Annotated in this window: 25 protein-coding genes; 13 read left to right on the forward strand and 12 right to left on the reverse strand. The window is 62.5% G+C overall.

Translation table 11 applies throughout. The features are described from left to right. Positions 1-29: 29 nt before the first annotated feature. Positions 30-1,100 carry a heat-inducible transcriptional repressor HrcA gene (gene hrcA / locus PU133_RS00405; RefSeq protein WP_404864603.1) on the reverse strand — a complete coding sequence of 357 codons (1,071 nt, stop codon included), beginning with the start codon at positions 1,098-1,100 and terminating at the stop codon, positions 30-32. Positions 1,101-1,300: 200 nt separating this feature from the next. Between hrcA and rph the strand changes: the two genes are divergently transcribed. From rph to hemW, 4 genes are all read left to right on the forward strand, one after another. Further along, positions 1,301-2,020: a ribonuclease PH gene (gene rph / locus PU133_RS00410; RefSeq protein ID WP_404863057.1), complete on the forward strand. Its 720-nt coding sequence runs from the start codon at positions 1,301-1,303 to the stop codon at positions 2,018-2,020. Next, positions 2,017-2,442 carry a VOC family protein gene (locus PU133_RS00415; RefSeq protein ID WP_404863058.1) on the forward strand — a complete coding sequence of 142 codons (426 nt, stop codon included), beginning with the start codon at positions 2,017-2,019 and terminating at the stop codon, positions 2,440-2,442. The genes rph and PU133_RS00415 overlap by 4 nt, the downstream gene beginning before the upstream one ends. Next, complete coding sequence (rdgB, locus tag PU133_RS00420) at positions 2,439-3,095, forward strand: RdgB/HAM1 family non-canonical purine NTP pyrophosphatase (RefSeq protein ID WP_404863059.1); 657 nt, start codon at positions 2,439-2,441, stop codon at positions 3,093-3,095. The genes PU133_RS00415 and rdgB overlap by 4 nt, the downstream gene beginning before the upstream one ends. 80 nt (positions 3,096-3,175) lie before the next feature. Beyond that, positions 3,176-4,372, forward strand: a complete 1,197-nt coding sequence (gene hemW, locus PU133_RS00425; protein ID WP_404863060.1) for a radical SAM family heme chaperone HemW — start codon at positions 3,176-3,178, stop codon at positions 4,370-4,372. 6 nt (positions 4,373-4,378) lie between these two features. On the opposite strand, the gene PU133_RS00430 is transcribed toward hemW, so the two are convergent. The 6 genes from PU133_RS00430 to PU133_RS00455 all read right to left on the reverse strand — a co-directional run bounded on the left by PU133_RS00430 (position 4,379) and on the right by PU133_RS00455 (position 8,892). Further along, positions 4,379-4,900, reverse strand: a complete 522-nt coding sequence (locus PU133_RS00430; protein WP_404863061.1) for a gluconokinase — start codon at positions 4,898-4,900, stop codon at positions 4,379-4,381. A gap of 10 nt (positions 4,901-4,910) precedes the next feature. Further along, positions 4,911-5,879, reverse strand: a complete 969-nt coding sequence (locus PU133_RS00435) for an adenosine deaminase (RefSeq protein WP_404863062.1) — start codon at positions 5,877-5,879, stop codon at positions 4,911-4,913. Then, positions 5,876-7,096: a phosphopentomutase gene (locus tag PU133_RS00440; protein WP_404863063.1), complete on the reverse strand. Its 1,221-nt coding sequence runs from the start codon at positions 7,094-7,096 to the stop codon at positions 5,876-5,878. Before PU133_RS00440 ends, PU133_RS00435 begins: the two co-directional genes overlap by 4 nt. Positions 7,097-7,177: 81 nt before the next feature. Next, positions 7,178-7,756: a TadE/TadG family type IV pilus assembly protein gene (locus tag PU133_RS00445; protein WP_126006611.1), complete on the reverse strand. Its 579-nt coding sequence runs from the start codon at positions 7,754-7,756 to the stop codon at positions 7,178-7,180. Between the two features lies 1 nt (position 7,757). Beyond that, on the reverse strand, positions 7,758-8,360 hold the full coding sequence (locus tag PU133_RS00450) for a TadE/TadG family type IV pilus assembly protein (protein ID WP_404864604.1): 603 nt from the start codon (positions 8,358-8,360) through the stop codon (positions 7,758-7,760). Positions 8,361-8,487: 127 nt separating this feature from the next. Beyond that, positions 8,488-8,892: a pilus assembly protein N-terminal domain-containing protein gene (locus PU133_RS00455; RefSeq protein ID WP_126012530.1), complete on the reverse strand. Its 405-nt coding sequence runs from the start codon at positions 8,890-8,892 to the stop codon at positions 8,488-8,490. A 320-nt stretch (positions 8,893-9,212) separates the two neighbouring features. Between PU133_RS00455 and PU133_RS00460 the strand changes: the two genes are divergently transcribed. The 9 genes from PU133_RS00460 (at position 9,213) to PU133_RS00500 (ending at position 18,121) form a co-directional block, all read left to right on the forward strand. Beyond that, complete coding sequence (locus PU133_RS00460) at positions 9,213-9,380, forward strand: Flp family type IVb pilin (protein ID WP_126006615.1); 168 nt, start codon at positions 9,213-9,215, stop codon at positions 9,378-9,380. A gap of 97 nt (positions 9,381-9,477) precedes the next feature. Next, positions 9,478-9,996, forward strand: a complete 519-nt coding sequence (locus PU133_RS00465) for a prepilin peptidase (protein ID WP_126006617.1) — start codon at positions 9,478-9,480, stop codon at positions 9,994-9,996. Positions 9,997-10,108: 112 nt separating this feature from the next. Further along, positions 10,109-10,906, forward strand: coding sequence for a Flp pilus assembly protein CpaB (gene cpaB, locus PU133_RS00470; protein ID WP_404863064.1), 798 nt, complete (start codon positions 10,109-10,111; stop codon positions 10,904-10,906). 23 nt (positions 10,907-10,929) lie between these two features. Continuing rightward, entirely contained in the window at positions 10,930-12,486 is a 1,557-nt protein-coding gene (locus PU133_RS00475; RefSeq protein ID WP_404863065.1) for a type II and III secretion system protein family protein, read from the forward strand. Between the two features lie 17 nt (positions 12,487-12,503). Next, positions 12,504-13,181, forward strand: coding sequence for a CpaD family pilus assembly protein (locus PU133_RS00480; RefSeq protein WP_404863066.1), 678 nt, complete (start codon positions 12,504-12,506; stop codon positions 13,179-13,181). 78 nt (positions 13,182-13,259) lie between these two features. Then, positions 13,260-14,513 (forward strand): CpaE family protein, encoded by a 1,254-nt coding sequence (locus PU133_RS00485; protein ID WP_245451386.1) that lies wholly within the window; start codon positions 13,260-13,262, stop codon positions 14,511-14,513. A gap of 57 nt (positions 14,514-14,570) precedes the next feature. Continuing rightward, positions 14,571-16,091, forward strand: coding sequence for a CpaF family protein (locus tag PU133_RS00490; RefSeq protein ID WP_404863067.1), 1,521 nt, complete (start codon positions 14,571-14,573; stop codon positions 16,089-16,091). A 14-nt stretch (positions 16,092-16,105) separates the two neighbouring features. Beyond that, entirely contained in the window at positions 16,106-17,119 is a 1,014-nt protein-coding gene (locus tag PU133_RS00495) for a type II secretion system F family protein (protein WP_404863068.1), read from the forward strand. Between the two features lie 18 nt (positions 17,120-17,137). After that, positions 17,138-18,121: a type II secretion system F family protein gene (locus PU133_RS00500; protein WP_404863069.1), complete on the forward strand. Its 984-nt coding sequence runs from the start codon at positions 17,138-17,140 to the stop codon at positions 18,119-18,121. Positions 18,122-18,124: 3 nt separating this feature from the next. Here PU133_RS00500 and PU133_RS00505 read toward each other — a convergent pair whose 3' ends face one another. The 5 genes from PU133_RS00505 to PU133_RS00525 are packed head-to-tail and all read right to left on the reverse strand — an operon-like array spanning position 18,125 to position 22,152. Beyond that, positions 18,125-18,421 carry a SelT/SelW/SelH family protein gene (locus PU133_RS00505; RefSeq protein WP_404863070.1) on the reverse strand — a complete coding sequence of 99 codons (297 nt, stop codon included), beginning with the start codon at positions 18,419-18,421 and terminating at the stop codon, positions 18,125-18,127. Beyond that, positions 18,418-19,602, reverse strand: coding sequence for an AGE family epimerase/isomerase (locus PU133_RS00510; protein WP_404863071.1), 1,185 nt, complete (start codon positions 19,600-19,602; stop codon positions 18,418-18,420). The genes PU133_RS00505 and PU133_RS00510 overlap by 4 nt, the downstream gene beginning before the upstream one ends. Continuing rightward, positions 19,599-20,093, reverse strand: a complete 495-nt coding sequence (locus PU133_RS00515) for a heme-degrading domain-containing protein (protein ID WP_126006635.1) — start codon at positions 20,091-20,093, stop codon at positions 19,599-19,601. The genes PU133_RS00510 and PU133_RS00515 overlap by 4 nt, the downstream gene beginning before the upstream one ends. A 17-nt stretch (positions 20,094-20,110) precedes the next feature. Continuing rightward, complete coding sequence (locus PU133_RS00520; protein WP_126006637.1) at positions 20,111-21,022, reverse strand: ROK family protein; 912 nt, start codon at positions 21,020-21,022, stop codon at positions 20,111-20,113. Between the two features lie 11 nt (positions 21,023-21,033). Further along, positions 21,034-22,152 carry an ABC transporter ATP-binding protein gene (locus tag PU133_RS00525; RefSeq protein WP_404863072.1) on the reverse strand — a complete coding sequence of 373 codons (1,119 nt, stop codon included), beginning with the start codon at positions 22,150-22,152 and terminating at the stop codon, positions 21,034-21,036. Between the last annotated feature and the right edge of the window lie 4 nt (positions 22,153-22,156).

The raw sequence follows: 22,156 nt of genomic DNA on the forward strand, positions 1-22,156 counted from the left end.
CTCCCGCCCATGCGAAGAAATATGATCGATCACCGCATCATCTTCGAGACGAGCTGTGCGGTATAATCGACCATCGGAACGATCCTCGCATAGTTCAACCGCGTCGGTCCGATCACGCCCACCGCGCCGACCACACGCGCTTCGCTGTCGCGATAGGGCGCGACGATGAGCGATGAGCCGGAGAGCGAAAAGAGCTTGTTTTCGGAGCCGATGAAGATGCGCACGCCGGACCCTTCCTCGGCGAGCGTCATCAGCTGCACGAGGCTGTCCTTCTTCTCCAATTCATCGAACAGAAGCCGCAGCCGCTCGATATCCTCGCCGCCCGAGACGCTATCGAGCAGATTGGCGCGGCCGCGCACGATGAGCTGGGCGGGCTGATCCTTGCCGCTGCCCGACCAGACGGCGAGGCCCCTGGAGACGAGATCCTGGCTGAGTTCATCCAGTTCGCGCGTCAATTCGGATTTTAGCGTCTCCAGCTCGCGGCGCACTTCCGGGATCGTGCGGCCGGCGAGATGAGCGTTCAGAAAGTTCGAGGCCTCGGTCAGCTGTGACGCGGTGGTTCCGACCGGCAGGTCCAAGATGCGGTTTTCGACATGATCGTGCTCGCCCACAAGGACCGCGAGCGCGCGCGTCGGGTCCAGCCGGATGAACTCGATGTGCTTCAGCACCGTGTCGGATTTTGCCGCAATCACGAGACCCGCGCCGCGGGAGAGCCCCGACAGCATTTGGCTCGCATCGGTCAGAAGGTTCTCGACCGTCTGGTCGCGGTCGCGGTGGGTCTGGCGGATCTGCGTCTCGATCTGCACCCGCTCGTCATCGGACAGCGCGCCCGCCTGCATGAAGGCATCGACGAAGAAGCGCAGCCCCTGCTGTGTCGGCAGTCGTCCGGCCGAGATATGCGGCGCATAGATGAGGCCGAGATGTTCCAGATCGCTCATCACGTTGCGCACGGATGCGGGCGAAAGCGCCATGGGCAGGATGCGCGACAGGTTACGCGACCCGACGGGTTCGCCGGATTCCAGGTAGGATTCGACAATGCGTCGAAAGATCTCGCCGGTTCGGTCGTCAAGCGCTCCCGAAAGCGATGATGATCCGGACAAGGAAGCCGAGCCCTGGCTCAGCTTTGGCGTCTTGGAGAAGCTGTTCACGTTGGTGGTCGACTCCGTGCCATTCGTTCTCAGATATAGTGTCTCCGCGAAGCGGACGGAAGAGAGGCGCATCCTGTGCCATCAGGCTTTTCCTTTGCAAGCGGGCTTTGCCGACGATAGAAGGCAGCCAACTTGATCAGCAGGAGCTCCCAATGCGACCTTCAGGGCGGAAGCCAGACCAGATGCGCGCCGTTTCCTTCGAGCGGAACTTCTCCAAGCATGCGGAAGGCTCGTGTCTCGTGAAATTCGGCGATACGCATGTGCTCTGCACCGCATCGCTGGAAGAGCGGGTTCCGCCATGGTTGCGCAATGCCGGTCGCGGCTGGGTCACGGCCGAATATGGCATGCTGCCGCGCGCCACCGGCGAGCGCATGCGCCGCGAGGCCGCTTCCGGCAAGCAGGGCGGCCGCACTGTGGAAATCCAGCGCCTCATCGGCCGGTCGCTGCGCGCCGTCGTCAATCTGGAAGCGCTCGGCGAGCGCCAGATCTCGATCGACTGCGACGTGATCCAGGCCGATGGCGGCACGCGCACCGCGTCCATCACCGGTGCCTGGGTCGCCCTCCACGATTGCCTGAAGTGGATGGAAGCACGCAGTATGGTGAAGACCGATCGCGTGCTGAAAGACCATGTGGCCGCCGTTTCCTGCGGCATCTTCGCCAGCCAGCCGGTCATCGACCTCGACTATCTGGAGGATTCCGCCGCCGACACCGACGCCAACTTCGTCATGACGGCGTCTGGCGGCATCGTCGAGATCCAGGGCACGGCGGAAAAGGACCCGTTCTCGCAGGATGAGTTCCAGACGCTGATGAGCCTTGCGCGCGCGGGCATCGACGAGCTCGTCGGCCTGCAAAAGGCTGCGATCGGCGCATGACGAACGGGCCCGCCGCACCCTCTGCCATCCTGGAATCGGCGCTTTACGCCGAGGACCTGGAGCGCGCGGAGGCGTTTTACGGCGGGATCCTCGGCCTGGAGAAGATCGTGGCCGTCGAGGGACGTCACGTCTTCTTTCGCTGCGGCGCCAGCGTGTTGCTGATCTTCAATCCGCAAGCGACGCGGGAACCCTCTACGAATCCAGACATGCCGGTCCCACCGCATGGGACAATTGGCCAAGGGCATCTCTGTTTTTCCGCAAGCGCAGACGAGATCGACGGCTGGGTCATGCATCTTGCTGCAAACGGCGTCGCCATCGAGGCCGATTTTCATTGGCCGAATGGTGGCCGATCCATCTATTTCCGCGATTCGGCCGGCAACAGCCTGGAATTCGCCGAACCCAAACTCTGGGGACTGGAATGAGACGTCTGACGGAAAAAAAGCTCGTCGTCGCTTCGCACAATGAGGGCAAGATCCGCGAGATCGCGGAGCTTATCGAGCCCTTCGGCTTCGAGATCGTGACTGCGAAATCGCTGGGCCTTCCCGAACCGAAGGAAACCGGGACGACGTTCGAGGAAAATGCGGCACTGAAGGCGCTTTCCGCAACGAAGGCGACCGGACTGCCCGCACTGTCCGATGACAGCGGCCTGATGGTGGACGCCCTTGGCGGAGAGCCCGGGGTCTACACGGCCGACTGGGCCGAACGGCCGGATGGCAGCCGCGACTTCACGATGGCGATGGAAAAGGTCGAGGCGCTGCTGTCCGAAAAGGGCGCCACATCGCCCGAGGAACGCCGTGCGCGCTTCGTATCGACGCTCTGCCTCAGCTGGCCGGATGGCCATGTGGAATTCTTCCGGGGCGAGGTCGAAGGCACGCTCGTCTGGCCGCCGCGCGGCAATGACGGCTTCGGCTATGATCCGGTGTTTCTGCCTGACGGGCATTCCCGCACCTTCGGGGAAATGACGGCGACGGAAAAGCATGGCTGGGTTCCGGGTCAGGCCGAGGCGCTTTCCCACCGGGCGCGCGCCTTCAAGCTCTTCGCGGAAACAGGCCTTGCCGAACGAAATGCGTCGTGAGACGCGTTGATCATCGCGCGGGTGCGTCGCGATTCGACGCAGATGGCCGCTGAACCGAAATTGTTGCGAAGACACTGGCCATGACCATCACGACCCGATTTACCGGCGATTTCCGCGCCTATCCCGACGCGGGCGACCCGGGCTTCGGCGTTTATCTGCATTGGCCGTTCTGCGCGGCCAAATGCCCCTATTGCGACTTCAACAGTCACGTCCGCCACAAGCCGGTCGACCAGAACCGCTTCGTCGACGCATTCCGGCAGGAGATTGCCTATACGGCGGGGATGACCGGACCGAAGACGGTCACCAGCATATTCATCGGCGGCGGCACTCCGTCTCTCATGGATCCGTCGACCGTCGGCGCAATCCTCGACACGGTCGCGCGCAACTGGCATGTGCCGGACGGCATCGAGATCACGCTCGAGGCCAATCCATCATCGGTGGAGGCGACGCGCTTTCGCGGCTATCGCGATGCCGGGGTGAACCGCGTTTCCATGGGCGTCCAGGCGCTCAACGACGCCGATCTTAAGGTGCTCGGCCGGCTCCATGACGTCGAGGATGCGCTGAAGGCGATCCGGCTTGCACGCGAGACTTTCCCTCGGCTTTCCTTCGACCTCATCTATGCGCGTCCGAATCAGACGGTCGCCGCCTGGGAAGCCGAGCTGAAACAGGCGATCGGCTACGCGGTCGACCATCTGTCGCTTTACCAGCTGACCATCGAAGAGGGCACGCCCTTCTACGCCCTACACAAGGCCGGCAAGCTGATCGTGCCCGATGGCGATCTTTCAGCCGAACTTTACGAGGCGACGCAGGCGATTACGGGCGAGGCCGGCATGCCGGCTTACGAGGTTTCTAATCATGCCCGGCCGGGCGCGGAAAGCCGTCACAACCTCACCTACTGGCGCTATGGCGACTATGCCGGCATTGGCGCCGGCGCCCATGGGCGGCTGACGCTGAACGGGACCCGCATCGCCACCGCTACGGAGCGCATGCCGGAACGCTGGCTGGAGATGGTGGAGGCCCGCGGCGCTGCTCATGTCGAGATCGAGGAGCTGGAGCCCGAGGAGCAGGCCGACGAATTACTGCTCATGGGTCTGCGGCTGACGGAAGGCATCGAAGTGTCGCGTTGGCAGGCGCTTTCGGGCCGTCCTTTCGATTCCGCGCGCGAGCGGGACCTGATCGCCAACGGCTTCCTGGAGCGGCTTGGCAACGATCGCATCCGCTGTACACCGGCCGGCATGCTCATTCTCGATGCGGTGGTTGCGGATCTCGCGATCTAGGACCCATCAACGGGACCAATCTGCTGACTCTTCAAGAAACCGGTCTATGATCGCATCAATAGGCTGGTCGATGTCGATCACCGTCGCGCCCTCGTCCGGCTCCGGCACTTCCAGCGTTGCCAACTGGCTGGCCAGCAGATCGGCCTTCATGAAGTGGCCTTCGCGTGTTTCAAGCCGCTGCCGCAGCACATCCTCGCTTCCCACGAGACAGAGGACACGCATGGTCGGTGCCGCTGAGCGTAGGCGATCACGGTAAGCGCGTTTCAAAGCGGAACAGGCAACCACGATCGGGGAACCTTCCGCCTTCTGCAGGGCAGTGATCTCTGATGCGATGCGATCCAGCCAGGGCCCTCGCATTGCATCGTCAAGCGGCTGGCCGGCGGCCATTCGGGCGATGTTTTCAGGCGGATGGAAAGCATCGCCCTCGATCAACCGGCCGCCGATCTTGGCAACAAGTTCAGTCGCCACGCTGGACTTGCCGCAGCCGCTCACGCCCATGACGAGGATGACCGTGGCTTGATCCAGCATCAGCACTGCATCAGAGTTTCGCGAGAAGCGCCTGACGCGTCGGCTCGTCGACAAAAGCAGCCTCGATCGCAGTGCGCGTCACGTCCCGCAACTGGTCATCGGACAAGCCGAAGGCTTCCGACCCCAGCTCATATTCCCGCGCGAGCGACGTGTCGAAAAATGGCGGATCGTCCGAGGCCAGCGTGACTTTCACGCCCGCATCCATCAACCGTCGAAACGGGTGCGCTGCGAAGTCGGGGAAGACGTTCAGCGCAATGTTGGAACCGGGGCAGACTTCCAGCACCGTTCCCTCGTCGGCCAGGCGACGTACGAGATCGGGATCCTCGATCGCACGCACGCCGTGGCCGATGCGGCTTGGGCGAACCACATTGAGCGCGTCGCGCACGCTTTCAGGACCGACGAGTTCGCCGGCATGGATGGTGATGCCGAGGCCCGCATCACGCGCGATGTCGAAAGCACGCGCGTAATCCGCGACGCGGCCGAACCGCTCCTCCCCCGCCATGCCGAAACCGGTGATCAGCGGATGCGGCCTGGCCGCCGCGAAGCGCGCCGCACCCTCCACGGCATCCGCCCCCAGATGGCGCACGCCGACCACGATCATCCGGCACTCGATGCCGGACTTGTCTTTGGCGCGCGCAATTCCTTCCGCCAGGCCTTCGATATAAGCTTCCGCCGACAAGCCGGCGGTGCGGGCATGATCCGGTGAAACGAAGATTTCGCTATAGATGGCGCCGGCCACATCCAGTTCGGCGAGATAGACTTCGGCAAGCAGCGCGTAATCCTCCGGCGTCCGGAAAAGCGCGGCTGCTCCATCATAGGCTGCCATGAAGGTCGTGAAATCGTTCCAGACATACCGGTCGCCGGCAATGAAGCTGGCGGTATCGACGCCGTAGCGCTTAGCCTGCGCCCTTGCCAGCGCCGGCGGGATGGCGCCTTCGATGTGGCAATGAAGTTCCGCCTTGACCACCGGACCCGTCACAGGAACGACCGCCCATGCCTGCCGCGCGATAGTTGCAGATGCGTGGCGATGCTTTCGCCGATATCCGCAAATGTCGTACGCACGCCGATCGACCGGGCAATGACGTCCGGTCCGAAGGCCAGGATCGGCACCCGTTCGCGCGTGTGATCGCTGCCCCGCCAGGTGGGATCACAGCCATGATCGGCGGTGATGATCACCACATCGCCCTTCTTCAGCTTGGCCTCGATCTCCGGCAGGCGCCGGTCGAACGCTTCGAGTGCGGCCGCGTAACCGGGCACATCGCGGCGGTGACCGAAGAGCATGTCGAAATCGACGAAATTGGTGAAGACGAGATCGCCGTCCTCGGCATCGTCCATCGCTTCCAGCGTCCGGTCGAAAAGCGCCATGTTGCCATTGGCCTTGCGCAGATCCGTCACGCCTTGGTGAGCGAAGATATCGCCGATCTTTCCGACAGCGATGACGTTGCGGCCGGCTTCCTTCGCGCGATCCAGCAAAGTCGGCTCCGGCGGCGGCACCGAATAGTCGCGGCGGTTCCCCGTACGCTCGAAGGTGGCAGCACTCTCGCCGACGAAGGGACGGGCGATAACCCTTCCGATGTTCAGCGGTGCGACGAGACCGTGCACCAGTTCGCAAAGCTTCAGGAGCCGGTCGAGACCGAAATGCGTCTCATGAGCGGCAATTTGGAAGACACTGTCGGCGGACGTGTAGCAGATCGGCTTGCCGGTGCGGATGTGCTCTTCACCAAGCCTAGCGATGATCTCCGTGCCGGATGCATGGCAATTGCCGAGGATGCCGGAAATGCTGCCTTGCTCCACGATCTCGTTGACCAGTTCGGGCGGGAACGCATCGCCTTTGGTCGGGAAGTAGCCCCACTCGAAATCGACGGGCACGCCTGCGATTTCCCAGTGGCCTGAGGGCGTGTCCTTGCCCCGCGAGGTTTCACTGGCTGCGCCATAGATCGCGCGCGGCCGCTCATTGGTCGCGAGCGCTTCCGGCGTCGCGCCCGCAGCAAGGCGCATTGCGCGGCCAAGCCCGAGCGCTTTCAGATTGGGAAGATGAAGCGGGCCTTCGCGCAGGCCCTGCTGGTCGCCCGCGCCCATGGCGCAGAACTCGGCGATGTGACCGAGCGTATCGGCGCCCTCATCGCCAAACGCCTGGGCATCGGGAGCGCCGCCGATACCGACGGAATCGAGCACGAACAGAAATGCGCGCGACATGGAACACCTTCTTCAAGACCAGGCTTCGGAGAGGTTCCATCGCCAGAATGGTCAAGTCATGTCAAGCGCAGGCGCTTAGCGCTAGCAGGAGCAGGTGACGCGTTCGCCGATGCGAGGGCGCAGATGATAGGTCTTGGCCATGTCGATACCGGTCATCGTCTGCCCGGTGATCGGGAAAGACGTGATCATGTCGTGCCGGTAATCGATCTCGCTTCGCAGCAGAAACGTGTTCGCGATCTTCAGATTTTCCGGAATGTCGACGACGGAGCCCACCGTGTAGGCCGCCTCGCCATTGCCGCCATTCGGCTTCCAGGACCATTCGACCTTGGGCACCAGATCCGTACCCACCCAGATGCCGGTGATCTTCATCGCCACCGGCGTGGGGTCATAGGGCGACATGATGCTTTGGGCGACCGTGTTCATGCTCTTCAGCTTGTCACGCGTGACCGACTGTTCCTGCGTGATCAGGTCGGCAACCGTGCTCGAGGCGCGTGCCAGCTTCTTGTTGACCGACATGGCGACCGACACCTCGACCGCGCCGATATAGAGCACGATCATGACCGGCGCGATGAAGGCGAACTCGATGGCGCCGACACCGGACCGATCGCCGCGCAACCGCCGCAGGAGACCGCGAAACGTCGTCTTTGGCGCAGTGCTCATCTCAATACGCCTCGTTCTGGAATGCGGAGGTCCCGACGATCAGGTAGTCGGTGGGCATCGACCCATCTTCGGGTCGAATATTCGTGATGTACGGACGAATGAGGTCTGTGATGATCGGCCAGCGATAGAAGGCGCGCACCATGTTGATCGAACCGGCGCCACCCGGCGCATAACCGAAATTCGTGGTGTCCAGATCGCCAAAGGTGCGGTTGTCTTCACGCGGAATTCCGACCGGAATGTTCGAAAAATTCGAGAAGGAACGTATGTCGAGATAGAGCTTGTCGGTGTCGCAGGAGAGCATGATCTCGATGCGTTCGCAGAAGGCTTCGCGAAATTCAGCTGCGTTCATGTCAGTCGGCAGATTGGCGCCAGCCGTGATCTGACCGGTGCGCAGCTGTCGGCCGATATCGTCGACGGCATTGTCGAGCACCTGCTCCGCCGCATAGGCGATGCAGGATTCGATGATGGCGAAAAGCAACATGAAGAACGGGATCGCGAGCATGGCGAACTCGATCGCGACCGCACCTTCATCGGAACGGCGGAACGTACGCCCTTTCAGACCAAGGCGTCTGAACACGCCTTTGCGCCCTGTCGATGCTGTCATCATGGCCCCCGCAGCTGCCCTTTCGTCATCAAAAGGATTAGCGCAAAGGCCTTTACAATCCGTAATAGGAACCGCTCGAATCCAGCGCAACTGCCCCGGATACAGGCGTTTCAGCAGCTAAATTGGGTCAGTTGACCGCAGCGGCGGCCTCGGATGGACGCTCGCAGGTGGGCGAGCAGATCAGGGTCGAAGGCTCGGTGTTGCGGTAGACGCGCAACTGGTCCGTGCCATCCCGCGCGACGACGATCCGTTCGTCGACGAGGGTCGTGCCTTCGGTGTCGATGATGACGAGGTTCGTCACGCCGAACGATCTGCCGGTGACGACAATCGTCTGAGGATCACTAACCGTAACATCGGCGATGTTAGGGTTTCCGATGATGACCTTGCTGACAGCGCGGTCGAGCTTCAGCACACGCGCGTAGTCCATGAACACGCGGATGTTCTCGGCCGTGGCCGGGAGGGTCGATACGGCGCCGAACCCGACAAGGCTGCAAAGTGCAATGAGACCCGATCTGGCGGCACGCTTCATCATCTTGGTCGACCCTTCAAGGCTGATCTGGAAGGCGCCATCGTTCCGCCTCCGCATTGAACGCGCGTCGGCGCCCATGTGCCAAGACTGAACGAGAATGGTGAATGAAGGCTTAAAGCGGCCCGCTATGCACAGTTTGAATTTTAACGATCACCGACTGCACTTGTTAACCATCGGGGCGGGATGGGGGCGGCAAGCTTTCGGTAACCCTGTTTCTTAAGTGGATCGCAATGGGCCACACGTAGATTAGCGTCATCCGATCAACACGGCAGAACACGTTGACGGCAAATGCTGAATTTCACGGTGGAGCAAGGAGTAGCAAGATGAAAAACCTTATCGCACGTTTCATGAAGGACGAGTCGGGTGCAACGGCCATCGAATACGGCCTGATCGCAGCTCTGATCTCCGTCGGTATCATCACTGCAGTCAGCACTGTTGGTAACAACCTCGAGACGACGTTCAACAGCATCTCGAACGGCCTGACTCAGTAAAACTGACGTCAGTCACATCATTCCAAAGCAAGCCGTCCGAATTTCGATCCGGGCGGCTTTACGTTTCGGGCCATCGACCACAAACGGAGCGCGATCAATGCTCACAGCAGCTATTCTCGTCATCTTTCCGCTCTGCATGGCTTATGCGGCGTTTACGGATTTGTTGACGATGACGATCGCAAACCGCGTGTCGTTGCTGCTGATCGTTTCCTTTTTCTGCATCGCGCCGATGGCGGGCCTAGGCCTCCACGAGATCGGCAATCACGTGGCGGCGATGCTTGTCGTCTTCGTCATCTGCTTCGGCCTTTTCGCTGCCAACACGATGGGGGGCGGCGATGCCAAGCTTTTGTCAGCCAGCGCGCTCTGGTTCGGGCTAGGCACCGAACTGATGACGTTCATGATCCTCGTCACCGTGGTCGGTGGTCTTCTGTGCCTCTTCATCCTCAAGGCGCGTAGCCCGGCTGGCATATACATCATGTCGCGCATTCCGCTGACGCATAATCTCACCGCCGCGCAAGGCGTGCCCTACGGGATCGCGATCGGCGCTGCCGGGCTCATCACCTATCCCGACACGGCGATCATGCAGCAGGTCATGGCGCAGCTTGCGGCCGGCTGAGGCCGCTCTAGCAAGGTTTGGTTAACTACGCTTGTAAGCATCACGTTAACCTTAATTACACCAATAGCCGACATTCTCCGCAGAACAGACAGTCGTGTTCCGGGGAATCACCATGAAGCCTGCCCGCCTCGTCATACTTACCGTGGCCGTTGCCGCGGCTGGCCTCGCCGGGTATCTGGCGATGACGCTGAGCGCGCCGCAGCCCGTCACCGAGCCAACCATTCAGCAGGTCACCGAACGCATCGACGTGACCGACGTGCTGGTCGCCAATACCAGCCTGCCGATCGGCACCCGCATCACCGAAGAGGTGATCGAATGGCGCGAATGGCCGACGAGCGGCTTGACCGAAGGTTTCATCACCCGCGACGAACGCCCTGACGCATCGACCGAGCTTGCAGGCGCCGTGGTCAGATTGCCGGTTTTCGATGGCGAGCCGCTGCGCGCCGAGAAGATCGTTGATTCCTCCTCGCGCATCATGTCGTCGCTGCTGCCGTCCGGTAAGCGCGCTGTCGCTACCGACATCTCCGTATCGACCAGCGCCGGCGGCTTCATCCTGCCAAACGACCGCGTCGATGTCGTCATGGTGCGGCGCGGGGAGACCGACAACTATCTGACCGAAGTCGTGCTCAGCAACATCCGCGTTCTGGCGATCGACCAGACCATCCAGGAAAACGAAGACGGCAGCCGCACGGCGATCGGTTCGACCGCGACGCTCGAGCTGACGCCTGAGCAGACGCAGGTCATCGCGGTGGCCCAGCAGATGGCCGACCGGCTGACGCTCGCGCTTCGCAGCGTCGCCGACGTCCAGCAGCCCGACACGACATTCGCAGAACATCTCTTGAGCGGTGCGAGCGGCGCTGACGCGATCCAGCTCATCCGCTCCGGCGCCATCACGAGCGTTGGCCAGTAAGACTTAAACGGGGGCAGACCACAGTGCTGACATCCAAGACATTTCGCCCGACCGCCCGCACGACCCGTTTGTCGACGGCTTTCGCGCTGATCCTTCTCACCGGCGCGGCGACGCTCGGCAACCCATTTGACGGCCTTCAGGTTGCGACCGCTCAAGCGCAGGAAGCCAACATCATCCGCATCGCGCAGGGCGGTTCCGGCGTTTCCAAGCGCGTCGGGCTCGGTCTCAACAAGGCCGTGGTCATTGATCTGCCGAGCCAGGCAGGCGATATCCTCGTTGCCGACCCTTCCATCGCCGATGCGGTCACGCGCACGTCGACAAGGCTCTATCTCTTTGGCAAAGCTGTCGGCCAGACCAACATCTTCGTGTTCGGACCGAACGGCGAAGAAGTCGTCACGCTCGAACTGCAGATCGAACGCGACATTACGGGGCTGCAGCAGCAGCTTGCACGCTTCATTCCCGACAGCGACATCAATGTCGAGATCATCAACGACAACATCGTGCTGAACGGCTCGGTGCAGACACCGCAGGATGCGCAGCGCGCGAGCCAGCTCGCGCAGATCTTCCTGACGGGCGGTGAAGCGACCACCCGCAACCTCACGGCCGTCGGCGATGGCGGCGATGCCGCGATCTTCGCCGAAGACCGCCAGGTCTCACAGATCGTGAACCTCTTGACGATCCAGGGCGAAGACCAAGTCACGCTGAAGGTCACTGTCGCCGAAGTCAGCCGCCAGGTTCTCAAGCAGCTCGGCTTCAATGGATCGACCTCCGGCACGAGCGGAGCCTTCTTCGGCCAGCTCAGCCAGGGCCTCGGCAGCAATCTCGAGCAACCGCCGATCGCCGGCCTCAGCAGCTCGATCGGCGGTACGATCGGCAGCGTCAACCTGGCTTCTCAGCTCAACGCGCTCGAACGATCCGGCGTGATGCGCACACTTGCCGAGCCGTCGCTGACCGCAATTTCGGGCGAGGCTGCTTCCTTCTTCGTCGGCGGCGACTTCCGTCTCGTCGAAGACATCACCGTCACTCCAGCCGATGCCAACAACCCGGCTCGCCAAAATTACTCCATCGGCGAAGTGCAGTACGGCATTGGCCTGGACTTCACGCCACTGGTGCTGGGACCCGGCCGTATCAGCCTCAGGGTCCGCACGGAAGTGTCGGAACCGACCTTCGAAGGCAGTGTCGGGAACCAGGCTGGAACGCTGCTCGGCATTCGCCGGCGCGAAGCGCAAACCGCGGTGGAATTGCCTTCAGGCGGCTCGATCGTGATTGCCGGCCTCATTCGCGACGACATCCGCCAGGCCATGTCGAGCGTCCCTGGAGCGTCGAGCATTCCCATCCTCGGCACGCTCTTCCGCAGCCGCGATTTCCAGCGCAACGAAACCGAGCTGGTGATCATCGCGACGCCCTATCTTGTGCGTCCGGTGGCCCGCAACGAACTTGCCCGTCCCGATGACAATTTCAACGCAGCAAGCGACGGCGCCGGCTTCTTCCTCGGTCGCGTGAACCGCGTCTATGGCCGCGCCGACACCAATCTGCCCGATGGCCGTTATCACGGCGTCGTCGGCTTCATCTACAAGTAAGCGCGGGGGCTTCCACCATGACCTTGAAGGCACGATCACCTCACATCAGCCTCCGCACCGTGCGCAGCGCCCTTCTGGTTGGCCTTGCCACGACACTTGGCGCCTGCGCCAACGTGCACCACATCGAAGTCGGGGCGGTGCCTGACGATTATCGCACCAACCATCCGATCATCGTCAGCGAGCAGGAGCGCACGATCGACATTCCCGTCGCCTCGGGCGATCGGCGCATGACGCTCGGCGCACGCAGCGCCGTTCGCGGCTATGCCAATCGTTATCGCGACACAGCTTCGGGCGCGATCACGATCCTGACGCCACACGGCTCCATCAATTCGAACGCCGCTTCGATCATCGCCAACGACATCCGTTCCGAGCTGGTGGCGCAAGGCGTTCCAGGTGGCAACATCATCGTGACGGGCTACCAGGCCAACACCACGGGCGATGCGGCCCCGATCCGCCTTTCCTACTATGCGACGGCCGCCTCAACGGGCGAGTGCGGACGCTGGCCGGAAGACATTCTCGCCAATGGCAACGAGAACAAGCACTACGCCAATTTCGGCTGCGCGACGCAAAACAACCTCGCTGCCCAGATCGCTGATCCGATGGATCTAATCGCACCGCGCGGCTCGTCGCCGATCGACGCAGAGCGCCGCGGCAATGCGATCCGCGACTACCAGGCAGACGGCGCCGGCCTTTGAGCAGCGAAGCTGGCCAGTGAATTGAGCCTTGGGGGCAAAACGACGATGAACGACAGCGGCATTGAAGGACGGGGCGAGATGAGCGAGAGCGACATCGCACGCGGACAGATCGACAAGCTGAGGCCGCTTCCGCGGATCTCCATCCAGGCTTTCTTCGAAACCGAAGGCCTGCTGCGGACGATCGAGCGCTGTGGCGAAGATCGCCGCATGGCCAAGGTCAATCTTCGGGTAAACAAGGGCGGGCTGCCGGCTGCGATCAACATGTTCGCCTCGCATCCGACCCCCAATCTGATCATCCTGGAGTCGGATGGCGACCGGGCAACACTGCTTGGCGAACTCGAGCAACTCGCAGAGGTTTGCGATGCCTCGACCAAGGTGGTCATCGTCGGACACCAGAACGATGTCGGCCTTTACCGCGAGCTCATCCGCAACGGCATTTCGGAATACATTGTCGCTCCCGTATCGCTTGCCGACCTGATCGGCGTCATTACCGCGATCTTCGTCGATCCCGAGGCAGAGCCGCTCGGCCGCACCATCGCCTTCGTCGGCGCAAAGGGTGGCGTCGGATCGTCCACCATGGCGCACAATTGCGCTTTCGCGATCTCGAACCTCTTTTCCGAGGAAGTCATCCTCGCCGATCTCGACATGCCCTTCGGCACGGCCAACATCAATTTCGACCAGGACCCGCCCCAGGGCATGTCCGAGGCGGTGTATTCGCCAGAGCGGCTCGACGACGTGTTCCTCGATCGACTTCTGGCCAAATGCTCCGAGCGTCTTTCGATGCTTGCCGCACCCTCGATGCTCGACCGCACCTATGATTTCGACCCTTCGGCCTTCATGCCCATGGTGGAAGTGGTGCAGCGCAGTGCGCCGGTGGCCGTTCTGGATGTCCCGCACATCTGGACCGACTGGGCGCGCAATCTGCTCTCATCGGTCGATCAGGTGGTCATCACGGCGGTGCCGGATCTCGCCAATCTGCGCAACACCAAGAACATGCTGGATGTGTTGAAGAAGATGCGGCCGAACGATCAGCTGCCGCATCTCGTGCTGAACCAGGTGGGCTTGCCCAAGCGCCCCGAAATCACGCCGGCCGATTTCTGCGATCCACTCGGTATCGAGCCGATCGCGATCCTCCCATTCGAAGCGGCGCTCTTCGGATCGGCGGCAAACAGCGGCCGCATGATCAGCGAGATCGACGCCAAGTCTGCCACGGCCGAGACGATTTCGCAGATCGCGCATGTCGTCACGGGTCGCGCGGAAGCGAAGAAGCGCAAGAAGTCTGGCTTGCCGGACCTCATGTCGCTGCTCGGCAGGAAAAAAGCGGCACGCTAGTCGGTCCCCCAGACCGCCCCACACGTGCGGCAAGCGAATTGAAGAACGGAAAGATCGATGTTCGGCAAAAGAGGCAAGGACGGATTTCAGCGCCCCCAGGTGCCGGTAGAGCAGATGCCGCCATTGGCTCCGGAAAGCCTGCGGCCGGTTGCCGACGAGCTTGAGCTGACAGGCGCCGAGCCTACCGGCCAGGCTGCCGATGCGATGCGGGCCAGAGCGCCGACGCCTCCGCCGGTGCTCGAAACGCGCACCAAGGTGGCGCCACCTCCGCCGGCACCAGAGCGCAAGCGCCCCCGCAAGACGGATAATTATTACGACACCAAGAGCCAGGTTTTTGCCGCGCTGATCGATACGATCGATCTGTCGCAGCTTGCCAAGCTCGATGCCGAAAGCGCGCGGGAAGAAATCCGCGACATCGTCAACGACATCATCACGATCAAGAACTTCGCGATGTCAATCTCCGAGCAGGAAGAGCTGCTCGAGGATATCTGCAACGACGTGCTCGGTTACGGCCCGCTGGAGCCGCTTCTCGCTCGCGACGACATCGCCGACATCATGGTCAATGGCGCCGGGCAGACCTTCATCGAAGTCGCCGGCAAAGTAGAAGAGTCGGAGATCCGCTTCCGCGACAACTCGCAGCTCCTGTCGATCTGCCAGCGCATCGTGAGCCAGGTCGGCCGTCGCGTCGACGAAAGCTCGCCGATCTGCGACGCGCGCCTTCCCGACGGCAGCCGCGTGAACGTCATCGCGCCGCCGCTCGCCATCGACGGCACCGCGCTTACCATCCGAAAATTCAAGAAGGACAAGCTGACGCTCGATCAGCTGGTCAAATACGGCACGATCACGCCAGAAGGCGCAACGATCCTGCAGATCATCGGTCGCGTTCGTTGCAACATCGTCATCTCCGGCGGTACCGGCTCGGGCAAGACGACGCTGCTCAACTGCCTGACTCGCTATATCGACCGCACCGAGCGGATCATCACCTGCGAAGACTCCGCCGAACTTCAGCTGCAGCAGCCCCATGTGGTCCGTCTCGAAACCCGCCCGCCGAACATCGAAGGCGAAGGCGAGGTAACGATGCGCGACCTCGTCAAGAACTGCCTGCGTATGCGCCCCGAGCGGATCATCGTCGGCGAAGTCCGTGGTCCGGAGGTGTTCGACCTTCTGCAGGCGATGAACACCGGTCACGACGGTTCCATGGGCACCATCCACGCCAACACGCCGCGCGAGTGCCTGGCACGTATGGAATCGATGATCGCCATGGGCGGCTATACGCTTCCCGCACGCACGGTGCGCGAAATGATCGTCGGCTCCGTCGACGTCATCATCCAGGCATCGCGCCTGCGCGACGGTTCGCGCCGCATCACGCACATCACCGAAGTCATCGGCATGGAAGGTGACGTCATCATCACCCAGGACCTGGTGAAGTTCGCCATGGACGGCGAAGACGCCAATGGCCGCATCATCGGCGCGCATAAATCGACCGGTATCGGCCGCCCCTATTTCTGGGATCGTGCGCGCTACTACAACGAGGAAAAGCGCCTCGCTGCCGCTCTGGATGCGATGGAACGGGAATAGGGAAGGCGACGCTCGTGTTCGGTTTGGACCCGCAAGTTCTGCTCATCGTTCTGCTCGTCGCGGTGGCCGCTGCGGGGCTGTCCTATGGCGCCCTCTACTCACGTTTCGAGAATGAAAAGAAGGCGGAAGTCCGCCTGAAACGCGTGCGCGCGGCTGAAACAGACCAGAACGCCGTGCGCGTTGCGCGCGACCGGGTCAACGAAGCATCGCGCCGCCGCAAGACGATCGAGAACTCCCTCAAGGATCTCGAAGACAAGCAGAAAGAGAACCAGAAGACCTCCAAGTCGCCGCCGCTCAAGGTGCTTCTGGTTCAGGCGGGTCTCTCCATCACCCCGCGCCAGTTCTACCTGATGAGTGCCGCGCTCGGCTTGCTGCTCGGCTTCGTCACCTTTGCAGCGGGAATGCCGCTCCTCGTCGTGGCAGGCGTGACGTTCGCCGCCGGTTTCGGAGTGCCGCGCTGGATCGTCGGTTACATTCGCTCCAAGCGCTTCAAGGCCTTCCTTAACGAATTTCCCAACGCGCTCGACGTCATGGTGCGCTCGATCAAGTCGGGTCTGCCGCTGAACGACGCGATCCGCCTGATCGCAGCCGAAGGCCAGGAGCCGGTGAAGAGCGAGTTCCGCCGCATCGTTGAAGCCCAGCAGCTCGGCCTCTCCGTACCGGATGCGGTCGCCCGGCTTTACAACAGCGTGCCGCTGCCCGAGGCGAGCTTCTTTGCCATCGTCATTGCGATCCAGGCGCAAGCCGGCGGCAACTTGTCCGAAGCCCTTGGCAACCTTTCCAAGGTCCTGCGCGACCGCCGAAAGATGAAGGCCAAAGTTCAGGCCCTGTCGATGGAAGCCAAGGCATCGGCTGCCATTATCGGCGCTCTGCCCTTCATCGTCGCGATCCTCGTCTACCTGACCTCGCCCGACTACATGATCGTGCTTTTCACCGATCCGCGCGGCCAGTTCATCATCGGCGTGTCGGCCGTCTGGATGACGATCGGGGTTCTCGTCATGCGCAACATGATCAATTTCGAAGTCTGAGACGGGGCGAGCACGGCGATGTTCACGACCATCATCAACACGGCGACCCAACCGAGCTTCGTTCTGGCCGTGCTCGTCTCGATTTCGGTCTTCGCGACGCTCATCACCTTCGTGATGCCCTATTTCGAACGCGGCGATCTCAACCAGCGCATGAAGGCGGTCGCCGTCGAGCGTGATGAGATCCGTGCCCGGGAACGCGCACGTCTCAACGCGGAACAGAACCGCCGCGGTTCGCTGCGCCAGGAAAACAACTCCTCGCTGCGCCAGATCGTCGAGAAGCTCAACCTGCGCAAGGCCCTCGTGGACGACAACACGGTCGCGAAACTCCGCTCGGCCGGCTATCGCAGCCCGAATGCCCTCAACCGGTTCCTTCTGGCACGCTTTGCCTTGCCATTCTTCTTTCTGGCCGGCGCGGTCTTCTACGTGATGTTCATGGGCGGGCTCGCCGAGCAACCCTTCACCATCAAGCTCCTGTTCTGCATGGTCGTCGCCTATGCCGGGTTCTACGCGCCGAACCTCTATGTCTCCAACAATGCCAGCAAGCGGCAAAAATCCATCCGGCAGGCTTGGCCAGACGCGCTGGACCTGACGCTGATCTGCGTCGAGTCGGGCGTCTCGATCGAGGCGGCGCTGCGCCGCGTGGCCGACGAAATCGCTGCCCAGTCGACGGCACTGGCCGAGGAGCTCGTCCTCACGACAGCTGAACTCTCCTACCTGCAGGAGCGCCGGCAAGCCTATGAAAACCTCGGCATCCGCACGGGGCTCGAAAGCGTCAAATCCGTCTGCCAGGCTTTGATCCAGGCGGAGCGGTACGGCACACCCATTGCCCAGGCCCTGCGCGTGCTGGCCCAGGAAAGCCGCGATCAACGCATGACGGAAGCGGAAAAGAAAGCTGCCGCACTGCCGCCGAAGCTCACCGTCCCGATGATCCTGTTCTTCCTGCCGGTCCTCTTCGGGGTTATCCTGGGACCTGCCATCATCGGCGTCATGGACACGTTCTGAGTACTATCCCGACGTCCGGTCCGAATGGCCGAGATCGCGCTCGGGAAACGCCGCATCCCGCACGCGCTGCTTCAGCACCTTGGCTTCGGGGAAACCGCCGTCACGCTTGCGCTCCCAGACGAGCACGCCATCGACGCTGATCTCGAAGATGCCACCAGTCCCCGGCTCGAGCGAAACCGATCCCAGCTCCTGGCCGAAAGTTTGCAACAGTTCCTGGGCCAGCCAGGCAGAGCGCAGAAGCCAGTTGCACTGGGTACAATAGCGGATGGAGACCGCTGTCTTTTGCCTTTCCCCGGTCACATCGACCTCGTACCGGCGATCTCGCCGAGCCTGTCTTCGAACTCATAGATCGCGCAGGCGATGTGATAGAAGCTGCTCGCCGGTGCAGGCTCGTCGACAAATGTGCCATCGGGGCGCATCTTGTCGAACCATAGCCCTTTGACCGGCGTCTCCAGGAAGCGCCGGAGCGCCGATGCTGCCCGCTCTGTCGAAGCGAGATAGCGGTCACGCTCTGCGCCGGTCGACATCGCAGCCAGCAGGCTTGCAGCCTTCAGCCACTCCGTCTGCGCCCAGAGCCGTGCGATCGGGTCCACAATGCCGAACGCATCGTCGAGCGCCATGAAAGCGACGCCCCGCGTATCCACGCCGTGCGTCTCTCCGATATCGAACAGCCGGGCGGCATGGGTAACGTGACGGTCCTCGTCGAGGCCGCCGCGGGCGTGCCGGGCAAGAAGCCAGGCCCACTCGAATTGGTGCCCTGGCTCGACGATCCGGCCCGTTTCGTCCGGCATCGGCAACCAGCCGCGGCCGAAATATTCCCGCAGCGCGCCTGTCTCGGCATCAATGAAGCTGCGCGTGGCGAGCGCTGCGATCTCGTCTGCGACCGCAGCAAATGCAGCCGTGTCCACATCCGGCACCGCCGTCCAGGCCTGTGCGGCTTCGAAGAGATGCATGTGCGGATTGGATTTCAGCGGTGCCGTCGGCGGCTCGCTTTCCTCAAAACCGGCGATCGGATGGGCAAACCGCGCCTTCAAGAGCGACAGAAGGGCCAAGGCTTCTTCATGCAGCGCGTCACGCTTGTCCGTAAACACCTTCGCCGCCGAGGCGAGCGCCAGGAGAACGAAGGCATGGTTGTAAAGATCGAACCGATCGTCGATCAGCCCGTCGGGTCCGGCGACATTTCCGTAAAGACCGTCGCTGCGGCGGTAGATCGTCGTCAGCCGCTCGAGCGCCTGTTCCACCGGCCGCTGCCAATCGCCGCCCCACTGATGCAGCCCCGCTTCGGCATAGACATAGATCTGACGCGGCACCACGCGTGCGCGCACCGGCCCGTTCACAGCTTTGCTTGAATGATCGATCCGCTCGACGAAGCCCCAGTCAGGATCGACGCCGCGATCCGCCCAGAGCGGCAGAGCGTCTTCGTCCAGCCAGCGCCGGAATTCCTGCGCATGCGCTTGAACACGGTCCAAAACGCCACTCATGCCAAAGCGAGCCCTTCGGCGCTTCGGCCGAGAAGCCCCGCGAGCGCTGCCACCACCATCGCGTGGTCGTCACGCTGCGGCAGGCCTGAAACGGTGACTGTCCCGATCATGCCAGCACCTTGAACGCGGATCGGGAAGCTGCCGCCATGGGCCGCGTAATCGGCATCGGCTAATGCGTATTTTCCGTCGAGCGTCGCCTCCGCCCGCTTCAGCCCGAGACCGACGGCATAGCTCGCCCGCTGAAAATGAATAGCGACGTTGCGCTTGCGCCGGATCCAGTTGCTGTTGTCGAGCGTCGCGCCGCCAACGACGGTATGAAACAGGCATTGCCCGGCGATGGTGATATCGATCGCAACCGATACCTGCGCCGCTTTTGCGGCATCGCGCAGAAGCGTGCCCAGTTGCCAGGCCTGATCCGCATCGAAAGTCGGAAATACGAGCGCATCTTCCTGCTCGGCGATCCGTCTCAGATCGGCTTCGATATCCTGCATGGTCGGTCCTTCGCGGTTCAGGCGCTTGTCGCGCTATCCTTCCACAGCCAGGCAGCGCCGCGAACCCCCGAACTGTCGCCATGCACCGCCTTGCGGATCGGCGTTTCGAAACCATCGCCGAAAATGTAGGTCTCGATCAGCGGCGGGAGGTCGCTGTAGAGCTCGTCGACATTGGACATACCGCCGCCCAGTACGAAGACATCGGGATCGACGACGTTGACCAGAAGCGCGAGACTGCGGGCGAGGCGATCGGCGAAGCGGCGGTAGACACCATCGGCCACAGCATCGCCGGCGCGCTTGTCCGTCAGGATGTCGCGTCCGCGCTTTTCCCGGCCGGTCGTCAGGCGATAGTCGAGCTCGAGCCCGGTGCCCGACGCATACATTTCCTGGCAGCCGGTCTTGCCGCACCAGCAGGCATGGCCGGGATATTCGTCGGCCCGCATCCAAGGCAGCGGGTAGTGGCCGATCTCGCCGGCAAAGCCCTGAAATCCGGCATGCACGCGGCCTTCGATCACCAGCCCTCCGCCATGGCCGGTGCCGATGATGATGCCGAAGACGACATGGGTGCCCTGTCCCGCTCCATCCACCGCCTCCGATACGGCAAAGCAATTGCCGTCATTGGTGATACGCACCGGGCGGTCGAGCGCGGTCTGCAGATCGGCGCCGAGCGGCTTGCCGTTGAGAAAGGTCGTGTTGGCGTTGCGAATGAGGCCGGTGCGCGGCGACGGGCTGCCCGGAATGCCGAGGCCGACCGTGCCACGGTCGCCCGTCTCGCCTTCCACGCGCGCGACGAGGTCGCGCACCGCCGTCACGCAAGCGTCATAGCCGGCCCGCGGCGTGTCGATTCGATGGCGTGCGCGCGTCTCGCCATGGGGCGAGAGCGCGATCACTTCCATCTTGGTGCCGCCCCAATCGATACCGATCAGCATTGTCTCACCGGTCAGGCGAGGCGCTGAGTCGTCTTGGGATCGAACACGACGGCCTTGTCCAGATTGAAGGCGAACTGGAATGTCTCGCCGGCGCGCGCATCGACATCGGAGCGCACGCGGGCGGTGATCTCCTTGCCGGCGATCTTGGTCACGACGAAGGTGTCGGAGCCGGTCGGCTCGACGAGATCGACAAGCGCATCGACGAAGCTCACGGAATTCGCTTCGGGATCCGTCAGGCCGCGATCGGTGATCGCTTCAGGTCGGATTCCCAGAATGACGCTCTGCCCATCGACGAACGTGGTTTCGCGAACGGAACTCGGCATGGCGAGACGGATCGGCCCATCGCTGCCGCTTCCAGCAAATTCGATCGCCCGTTCCGCGCCGTTGGTGACCACCTTGCCTTCCAGCAGGTTCATCGCGGGAGAGCCCATGAAATCGGCGACGAACAGATTGGCGGGGCGACGATAGATTTCTTCCGGCGAGCCCACCTGCTGAACGATGCCTTCCTTGAGCACCGCGATCTTGGTCGCCATGGTCATCGCCTCGATCTGGTCGTGCGTCACATAGACGATCGTGGCACCGGTATCGCGGTGCAGGCGCTTAATCTCGGCCCGCATTTCCACGCGCAGCTTCGCGTCGAGGTTCGACAGCGGTTCGTCGAACAGAAAGACGCGCGGCTTGCGCACGAGCGCGCGGCCCATGGCAACGCGCTGGCGCTGGCCACCGGACAACTGGCTCGGCCGTCGCTTGAGGAGATGCTCGATCTGCAGCGTCTTCGCCGCCGCCTTCACCGCTTCCTCGCGTTCGGGTTTCGGCACGCCGCGCATTTCGAGCGCAAAGGCGATGTTCCCCTCCACCGTCATGTTCGGGTAGAGCGCGTAGGACTGGAACACCATCGCGATATCGCGCTTGGACGGGTGCAGGTCGTTGACGATCTCGCCGTCGATGACGATGTCGCCCTTGGTCACGTCGGTCAGGCCGGCCACCGTGTTCAGCAAGGTGGACTTGCCGCAGCCGGATGGGCCGACGAGGACGAGGAACCCGCCCTTGTCGAGCGTGATGTCGATGCCCTTGAGGATGTCGGCACCGGCGATCGTCTTGTAGAGACCGCGAATTTCAAGAAACGCCATGGGC

The sequence above is a fragment of the Georhizobium sp. MAB10 genome, assembly GCF_045012825.1.
Classification (GTDB): Bacteria; Pseudomonadota; Alphaproteobacteria; order Rhizobiales; family Rhizobiaceae; genus Georhizobium; species Georhizobium profundi.